Raw genomic sequence first — 7,877 nt, 5'->3', positions numbered from 1 at the left:
CGGGCTGCCGGTCGCACAGCACCCGGACGCGAAGGCATGGCCCTTCGCGTCCGGCTCGCAAAGGGCGATACCGTGACGAAGCCCAGTCCGTCGGCACCTGCGCGGGGCGCGGCCAAGCGCTGTTGGGTCGCGCCTGGAGGGGCAGCGTGGGCCGCTCTGCCACTGGCTCCGAGTGGCCCGACCCACATTCATTGGTCCTCCCCATCGGAAGCATAGCCCCAGCCTATTTGCGCATTCACCCCCCGCGAGGTTCTATCCCGGCACAAACCAACGGGAGTCCGAAATGAACCTCAACACCCTCCTCAAGAGCGCCGTCGCCTCGGCCGTGCTCGGCCTTGGCTGCGCCAGCGGCGCGCTGGCCGAAACCACCATCCGCATCGGTCACGTGCTGGCCGACAGCCACAGCTGGAACGTCGCCGCCACCGGCTTCGCCGAAGAGGTCGCCGAAAAGACCGAGGGCCGCGTGAAGATCGAGATCTTCCCCGGCGGCCAGCTCGGCAACGAGAAGGACATGATCGAAGGGCTGCAATTCGGCTCGGTGCAGGGCGGTGTCATCGGCGCGGGCTCGTTCCAGACGGTCGAGCCCAAGATGGGCATCATCGAGATGCCCTACGCCTGGACCAGCCGCGAGCAGGCTTTTGCCGCGCTTGACGGCAAGCTGGGCGAGAAGCTGGGCGAGCTGCTCGACGCGCAGAACGTCAAGGTTCTGGCCTGGTGGGAAAACGGCTATCGCAACGTCACCAACTCCAAGCAACCGGTCGTGACCCCCGCCGATCTCGCCGGGCTGAAGATCCGCGTCACCCCCGACAAGGTGCGCCTCGCGACCTTCGAGGCGCTTGGCGCCGAACCCGCGCCGCTGGCCTTCGGCGAACTTTACTCTGCCCTGCAACAGGGCGTGTTCGACGCGCAGGAGAACCCGCTGTCGATCATCTATTCCTCGTCCTTCTACGAAGTGCAGAAATACGTCTCGCTGACCGGCCACGTCTGGGGTGCGGCAACCCTCGTGCTGTCCAAGCCGGTCTGGGAGAAACTCTCGCCCGAAGACCAGGACATCGTGCAGGCGGCCGCCCTCGAATGGGGTGAGAAGCAGCGCCAGATGGTGGCCGACAGCGACGCCGAGATGATCGCCAAGCTCGAGGAGCACGGCATGGAGGTCAACGAGGTCGACAAGGCGCCCTTCATCGAGGCCGTGCAGCCGATCTGGGACGAGAACGCCGGTCTCTACGGCGACGAGCTGCTCTCGATCCTGAACGAGTACCGCAAATGAGCGAGCGCCTGCCGGAAGTGAAGGAGCTGGGCGAGATCGCCCCCGTCCAGCTGTTCGATTTCAGCCAGAAGGTGCTGTTTTCGCCGAAGGAACGTGGGGAAGGCTTCATCAAGTTCGCGGTCACGACCGGCAGGCGGGGCGCGCGCAGCGTGCCCCACGCCCATCCGCGCGACGAGGTCACGCTGACGCTGAAGGGCGAGGCGGTGCTGCGCGCGAACGGGCAGGAGTTCTTCATGAAGGAGGGCACCGCCCTGCGCCTGCCGCCGGGCGTGGTGCACGAGGTCGAGGTGCTGAGCGAGGAATGGGTGGTGGTCGCCGCCTATTGCGACGAATGCCAGCTGTGCCACGTGCCCGAGTTCGGTGTGCCGAAATGACCGCTCTGCGCGCGCGTGCCGCCGCACTGCTCGACGGCGCGGCGCGGCATGTCGGCGCGCTCGGCGTCGCCGCGCTGGCGGCGCTGGTCGCCTGGGTCGTGCTGTCGCGCTACGCGTTCGGCCAGACCCCGCGCTGGTCCGAGGAACTGCCGCGGCTGATCCTGGTCTGGATCACCTTCATCGGCATCATCTCGGGCTTCCTGAGAAATTCGCATTTCCGCGCCGGCATCCTCGAAATGCTGCTGCCGGACGGCGCGCCGCGCCGCGCGCTTCTTGCTCTCGCCTGGCTGGCGAGCGCCGCTTTCCTGGTGATCCTCGTGGTCACCGGCTGGAAGATCACGCTCTTCACCTGGCACCACCAGACCACCGCGATGAGCCTGCCGGGCGGGCTCTTCTACCTCTGCCTGCCGATCGGTGCCGGGCTCTCGGTGCTGGCGCTGCTGCTGCGGGGAGGCCGGTCATGAGCATGGAACTTGCGCTGCTGCTGGGCAGCTTCGTGGTGCTGATCCTGATCGACGCCCCCATCGCCGTGGCGCTGGGGTTGGCCTCGGCGCTCTACATCGCCGTGGCCGATCTTGCCCCGATGATGGTGGTGGCGCAGCGGATGATCGCGGGCATCGACAGTTTCACGCTGCTCGCCATCCCGCTCTTCCTGATGGCCGGGATGCTGATGGTGCAGGGCGGGCTCGCCCCGCGCATCGTCGCGCTCTGTTCGGCGCTGGTCGGGCGCAGCACCGGCGGGCTCGCCATCGTGATGATCACCGCCTGCCTGCTTTTCGGCTCGCTCTCGGGCTCGGGCGTGGCGGACGTGGTCGCCGTGGGGACCATGCTGCTGCCCGCGATGAAGGAGCGCGGCTACGAGCCGGGCTTTTCCTGCGCCGCGCTCGGCTGCGCCGGCTCGCTCGGTACCGTCGTGCCGCCCTCGATCGTGCTCATCGTCTACGGCACCGCCACCAACACCTCGATCGGCCAGCTTTTCCTCGGCGCGATCATCCCCGGCCTGATGCTGGGGCTCGGGCTGATGGTCGTCGCCTGGCTCATCTCGCGCCGCCACGGCTGGCGCGGCGGCGAGCCGGTCTCGGGCGCCAACGTGCGGCGCCGGCTGATCGAGGCCGTGCCCGCGCTGATCGCCCCGGTGATCATCGTCGGCGGCATCCGCTTCGGCATCTTCACCCCGACCGAGGCGGCGGGCGCGGGCGTGGTCTACGCGCTGCTGACCGGTGGGCTGCTCTACCGCAGCCTCGACCTGCGCGGCATCGGGAAGATCCTGCGCGACACGACCGAGATGACCGGATCGATCCTCTTCGTGATCGCCGCCGCCTCGGTCTTCGGCTGGATCCTTGCCGCCGAGCAGGTGCCGCAGCTGGCGGTGAACGGCATCCTCGCGCTGACCGAGAACGCCACCGTGGCGCTGCTGCTGATCATGCTGCTGGTGCTGATCCTCGGCACCTTCATGGAAAGCATCGCGATCATCCTGATCCTCGCGCCGGTCTTCCTGCCGGTGCTGCGGGCCTACGGGATCGATCCGGTCTATTTCGGCATCCTGCTGACCATCAACCTCGCCATCGGTGCCAACACACCGCCGCTCGGCATCGACCTTATGGCCGCCTGCCGCACCGGGGGCATCCCGATGTCCGCCGCCTTCCGCTACCTCTTGCCGTTCCTCGGCTCGATGGTCGCGGTGCTGCTTCTCCTGGTCCTGTTCCCCGGGATCGTCACCGGCCTGACCGGGGCGTTCTGACGCCCCGCTCCCTCTCACGTCACGAGGCATTCTATGAGCTTTTCCCCCGACTCCCGCGTCTCGCTGGACCGTTTCTGGTCGACCATCGAGGCCTCGGCCGAGATTGGCACCGGCCGACCCGGCGGCCTGTCGCGGCTGACCCTGACCGACAACGACCGCGAGATGCGCGACCTCTTCGTGAGCTGGTGCGAAGACGCCGGCCTTGCAGTCGAGATCGACGAGCTGGGCTCGATCTTCGCCCGCCGCGAGGGCACCGACCCGGATCTTCCGCCGATCTACATTGGCAGCCACCTCGACACGCAGATCAACGGCGGCCGCTTCGACGGCATCGCCGGGGTTCTGGCGGGCCTCGAGCTGGTGCGCTGCCTCAACGATCTGGGTCATGTCACCCGCCGCCCCATCGTGGTGGTCGACTGGACCAACGAGGAGGGCGCGCGCTTCTCGCCGCCGATGGTCGCCTCGGGTTGCTTCGTCGGCAAGTACGAGCGCGACTGGGTCTACGCGCTGGAAGCCGATGACGGGCCGCGCTTCGGCGACGAGCTCGAGCGCATCGGCTACAAGGGCGCGATGCCCTGCAAGGCGGGCGAGATCGACGCCTATTTCGAGCTGCACATCGAGCAGGGGCCGATCCTCGACGCCGAGAAGCGGCAGGTGGGCGTGGTCACCGGCGGCTATCCCTCGCACGGCGTGCGGGTCCGCTTCGACGGCGAGACCGCCCACACCGGCCCGACCCCGATGGACCTGCGCCACAACGCGCTGATCGCCGGGGCGCGCTTCCTGACCGCCGTCGACGACATCGGCTGGGAGTTCGCCGTGGGCGACGGCAAGGCCACCGGCTCGCGCCTCGCCGCCTGGCCGAACAAGCCGGGGATCCTGTCGGACACCGCGCAATGCATCGCCGATGTGCGCCACCCCGACCCGATCACCGCGCGGGTGATGGCCGAGAAGATGCGCCGCGCCGCCCATGCCGCCGCCGCCATGGCGGGCTGCCAGGCGGTTTTCGAGGACGAATGGAGCTGGGGCGGCGACATCTTCGACGCCGAGCTGATCACCGGCATCCGCGACGAGGCGGTGCGGCAGGGCTGGAACTGGCGCGACATCCAGTCCCAGGCCGGGCATGACGCCTACCACATGGCGCTGCACTGCCCGACGGCGATGATCTTCACCCCCTGCAAGGGCGGCATCACCCACAACAACAACGAAAGCTGCGAGCCGGAAGATTTCGAGGCCGGGCTCAACATGCTGCTGCACGCGGTGGTCACGCGCGCCGACCGCTAAGGCGGCCCATGGCCGCCGGGGCTCCCAGGGCGATCGGAGCCCGGCCGGCAGGCCGGGGCCGATCGCAACCCGGATCGGTCAGGACATCTCGGGGTAGAGGTTCAGCAGCTCCTCGATCAGGTCGACGAAGAGCTGTTCGGGCGGCGTCAGCTGGCTTTGCTGGCTGTGGACAAGGAACACATCCGCGCCGAGCGGTTGGTCGACCAGTTTCAAAGGCCAGAGCTGGCCCTTCTCGACCTCCTCGACCACTGCCACGGCGGGCAGGATGCCGATGCCGAGTCCGCAGACGATCATTCGGCGCACCTCTTCGAGATCATGGCTCGAGCCGCTGATGCGGTTGCCGAGCCCCAGCCCCTCGCGCAGCATGGTCATCGGCTCGAGCCCCATGCCTTCGGTCGCGCAGGTGAAAGCCACGACGGATTCCTGCTGAAGGTCGCGCACGTCGATCTCGGTCTTGCCGAAAAGCCGATGCTCGGCACCGCAGAACACGCTGAATTCCTCGCGGAAAAGGTACCGGCAGGTCAGTCCGATGATCGGTTTGGTCAGCAGGCAGATGCCGATCCCGGTCTTTTCCTGGGTTATCCTCCGAACGGTTTCGGCAGAGTTCTGCACCTCGATGCGCCAGGTGATCGACGGGTAGCGCTGGTGGTAGAGCCTGAGCGCCTCGTCGATCAGCGGCGACTGGAGCCGCGAGATGATCGACAGGGTCAGCTCACCGAATTCCTCGTCGTTGCGATCTTCCGACAATACCGCGATACGGTCGACCCCGCGGAAGATTTCGGCGCATTCCTGGTAGATCTTCTCGCCCCGCAACGTCAGCGCGAAGTGTCGGCTGCCGCGGAACACGAGCTGGCAGCCGAGCTGCTCCTCCAGCCGCTGCAACGCAAGGCTCACCGAGGGCTGGCTCATGTTCAGGCGCTTGGCGGCGCGGGTGATGCCCTGTTCCTCGGCGATCACGCAGAAGCTGCGCAGCAGGTTCCAGTTGAGGTCGGCGATGGCCGGTTTGGAAGGCATGGCGTTTTGTCTCATGAGGATGACAGGCGTGTAGCACAGGGCGGCCGCAACCCGACCATAGGCAGGGCTTATCGTTCCGATTGGCGGCGGCGGCAATGTCCGCTTCGCCCGCTTCGGGCGAGCAGATAGTCTGGCGGCAATCGCTGACAGGAGCCGCCCATGCTGCCCGATCTTTCCGGGATTGAAACCGCCACGCTTGGCCGATTCCTGCGTGTGGGCTTCATGGCCCCCTCGATCCAGGCGCTGCTGCCCGATCGCCGCATCTTTGGCCCTGCGCTGACGGTGCGCCTGCCCGGACCGGACGGCTCGGCCCTGGTCGAAGCGCTGTCGTCGGCCGCGCCCGGCGAGGTCATCGTGATCGACCGCTGCGGCGACCTGCGTCACGCCTGCTTCGGCGCGGTGGCGGGCCACGCGGCGCGGGCCCGCGGCGTGGCCGGGGTGGTGATCGACGGGTTCGTCTCCGACCGTGCCGCGCTCGAGGCGATCGGCCTGCCGGTGTGGTGCCGCGGCAGGTCGCCCCTGAGTACGCGCCTCCGCAATCTTGCCGGAGAGGTCGGCGGGCTGATCAGCTGCGGCGGGGCCACGGTCTCACGCGGGGATATTGTCCTGGCGGACGAGAACGGCGTCCTGGTGCTTGATCCCGCCGAGGCCGCACGTCACGCCGCCACGGCGCGACGCCTGAAGCAAGAAGAGGCCGAGATCATCCGCCGGCTCGAGGCCGGAGAGACCCTGGCGTCGGTCACGGCGTGCCTTGCCGGGACGTCGGTTTGAGATTGTAGTAGAGCGTCCGTGGCTGGCCGGGGGGCTGCCTCTCAGAGCGGGCTGACCTCGAGCGTCACGCCGGGGTCGGGGCGCACGGTCATGTGCATGATGGGCTCGGGTCTCGGACCCTTCGGGGCGAAGCGATAGCGCGCCAGCAGCGTCGCAAGGATGATCCCCGCCTGCATCATGGCAAAATTCGCCCCCACGCAGATCCGTGGCCCGGCCCCGAAGGGCAGGTGCAGGTAGCGATCCCTGGTCTGGCCGGGATCGAAGCGCGCGGGGATGAAATGGTCGGGCTGCTGCCAGTAGTCGTGGTGTCGGTGCAGCGCCCAGGTGTTCACGAAGATCGTCTCGCGCGGGCGGATCTCGCGGTCATAGAGCATGTCGGGCGCGCGCACGGTGCGCGCCAGCATCCCGACCGGCGGGTAGAGCCGCATGGTCTCGTCCAATACGGCGGTGATGCCGGGCATGCGCGCCAGCTCGGCGTGGCCGCAGGGGCCGCCTTGCAGCACGTCGCGCGCCTCTTGCCGCGCGCGGTCCTGGGCCGGCGCGTCATGGGCCAGCAGGTAGAGCGCCCAGGCCAGCGACAGCGCCGTGGTCTCATGCCCCGCAACGATGAAAAACTGCATGTTGTGCAGCAGGTCCTGCGGCGACATGGTGCGGCCGCTGTCCGGATCCCGCGCCGCCAGCATGTGGTCGAGCAGATCCTCCGCACCGCCCCTTGCCTCGCGGCGCCGCGCCTCGATGGCGCGGGCGACCATCGCATGCATGGTCTTCACCGCGCCGCGCCCGAAAAGCTCGGCCGGACGCGGGACCCAGGGCGGGACCTCCAGGAAATCCAGCAAGGAGGCGCGTCCAACGGTCAGGAAGTAGCGCGTGATGGCCTCCCCATAGGTCTCCGCGTCGAAATGCGCGCGCCCGGAGAGCGCCACGTCGCAGATCACGTCGAAGGTCGCTGAGAGCATTTCCGTGACCATCTCGGCCTGCGTCGTGCCGGCCAGCCGGTCGCAGGCGCGTTCCGCCGTCGCGGTCATCACCGGTGCCAGCGCCTCGACGTTGCGCGCGGCGAAGACCGGCGCGATGGCACGGCGCTGCCAGCGCCATTGCGCGCCTTCCGAGGTGAACAGGCTGTCGCCGACCGCCGGACGCAGCATCCGCAGCATGACCTCGGATTTCGGGTAGTTTTCGACATTGTCGAGAAACAGCCTCCTCATGCCCTCGGGACCCTGCACCATGTGCCAGCGGGCGTGGCCGGTGGTGCCGGTGACGATGGGCTGGGTGTAGGCGATGGCGGGGATGATCCGCAGCACGTTGCTGCGCGCCGCCCGGAGGCTGGCGAGCATGCCGAGCGGTTCGGTCGCGGGCTCGATGCGGGGCGGCAGCGTCATGATCTTTCCTTCGCGGGACGATTGGAATCTATCGTCTTTGCCGCCGCTATCAA

The 7,877-nt window shown here is 68.1% G+C and carries 8 protein-coding genes; 6 read left to right on the top strand and 2 right to left on the bottom strand.

Annotation, left to right across the window (positions count from 1 at the left end; genetic code table 11):
* Positions 1-283: 283 nt before the first annotated feature.
* From IQ782_RS09080 to IQ782_RS09060, 5 genes are read left to right on the top strand one after another with little or no spacing between them, the layout of a single operon-like run.
* On the top strand, positions 284-1,267 hold the full coding sequence (locus IQ782_RS09080; protein WP_194134304.1) for a TRAP transporter substrate-binding protein: 984 nt from the start codon (positions 284-286) through the stop codon (positions 1,265-1,267).
* Complete coding sequence (locus IQ782_RS09075) at positions 1,264-1,641, top strand: cupin domain-containing protein (protein WP_194134303.1); 378 nt, start codon at positions 1,264-1,266, stop codon at positions 1,639-1,641. The genes IQ782_RS09080 and IQ782_RS09075 overlap by 4 nt, the downstream gene beginning before the upstream one ends.
* The gene (locus IQ782_RS09070) at positions 1,638-2,105 is read left to right on the top strand and encodes a TRAP transporter small permease (RefSeq protein WP_194134302.1); all 468 of its coding nucleotides are present in this window, start codon (positions 1,638-1,640) and stop codon (positions 2,103-2,105) included. The genes IQ782_RS09075 and IQ782_RS09070 overlap by 4 nt, the downstream gene beginning before the upstream one ends.
* Entirely contained in the window at positions 2,102-3,382 is a 1,281-nt protein-coding gene (locus tag IQ782_RS09065; RefSeq protein WP_194134301.1) for a TRAP transporter large permease, read from the top strand. The genes IQ782_RS09070 and IQ782_RS09065 overlap by 4 nt, the downstream gene beginning before the upstream one ends.
* Positions 3,383-3,415: 33 nt before the next feature.
* Positions 3,416-4,660 carry a Zn-dependent hydrolase gene (locus IQ782_RS09060; RefSeq protein ID WP_194134300.1) on the top strand — a complete coding sequence of 415 codons (1,245 nt, stop codon included), beginning with the start codon at positions 3,416-3,418 and terminating at the stop codon, positions 4,658-4,660.
* Positions 4,661-4,738: 78 nt separating this feature from the next.
* On the opposite strand, the gene IQ782_RS09055 is transcribed toward IQ782_RS09060, so the two are convergent.
* A complete protein-coding gene (locus IQ782_RS09055) occupies positions 4,739-5,674 on the bottom strand; it encodes a LysR family transcriptional regulator (protein ID WP_194134299.1) in 936 nt (311 codons plus the stop codon).
* Positions 5,675-5,833: 159 nt separating this feature from the next.
* On the opposite strand from IQ782_RS09055, the gene IQ782_RS09050 reads away from it, so the two are divergent.
* Entirely contained in the window at positions 5,834-6,445 is a 612-nt protein-coding gene (locus IQ782_RS09050) for an RraA family protein (RefSeq protein WP_194134298.1), read from the top strand.
* A 41-nt stretch (positions 6,446-6,486) separates the two neighbouring features.
* Here IQ782_RS09050 and IQ782_RS09045 read toward each other — a convergent pair whose 3' ends face one another.
* A complete protein-coding gene (locus IQ782_RS09045) occupies positions 6,487-7,824 on the bottom strand; it encodes a cytochrome P450 (RefSeq protein ID WP_194134297.1) in 1,338 nt (445 codons plus the stop codon).
* Positions 7,825-7,877 lie beyond the last annotated feature (53 nt).

The sequence above is a fragment of the Salipiger mangrovisoli genome, from assembly GCF_015223355.1.
Taxonomy (GTDB): domain Bacteria; phylum Pseudomonadota; class Alphaproteobacteria; order Rhodobacterales; family Rhodobacteraceae; genus Salipiger; species Salipiger mangrovisoli.
This window is presented reverse-complemented; position numbering and strand designations above follow the sequence as displayed.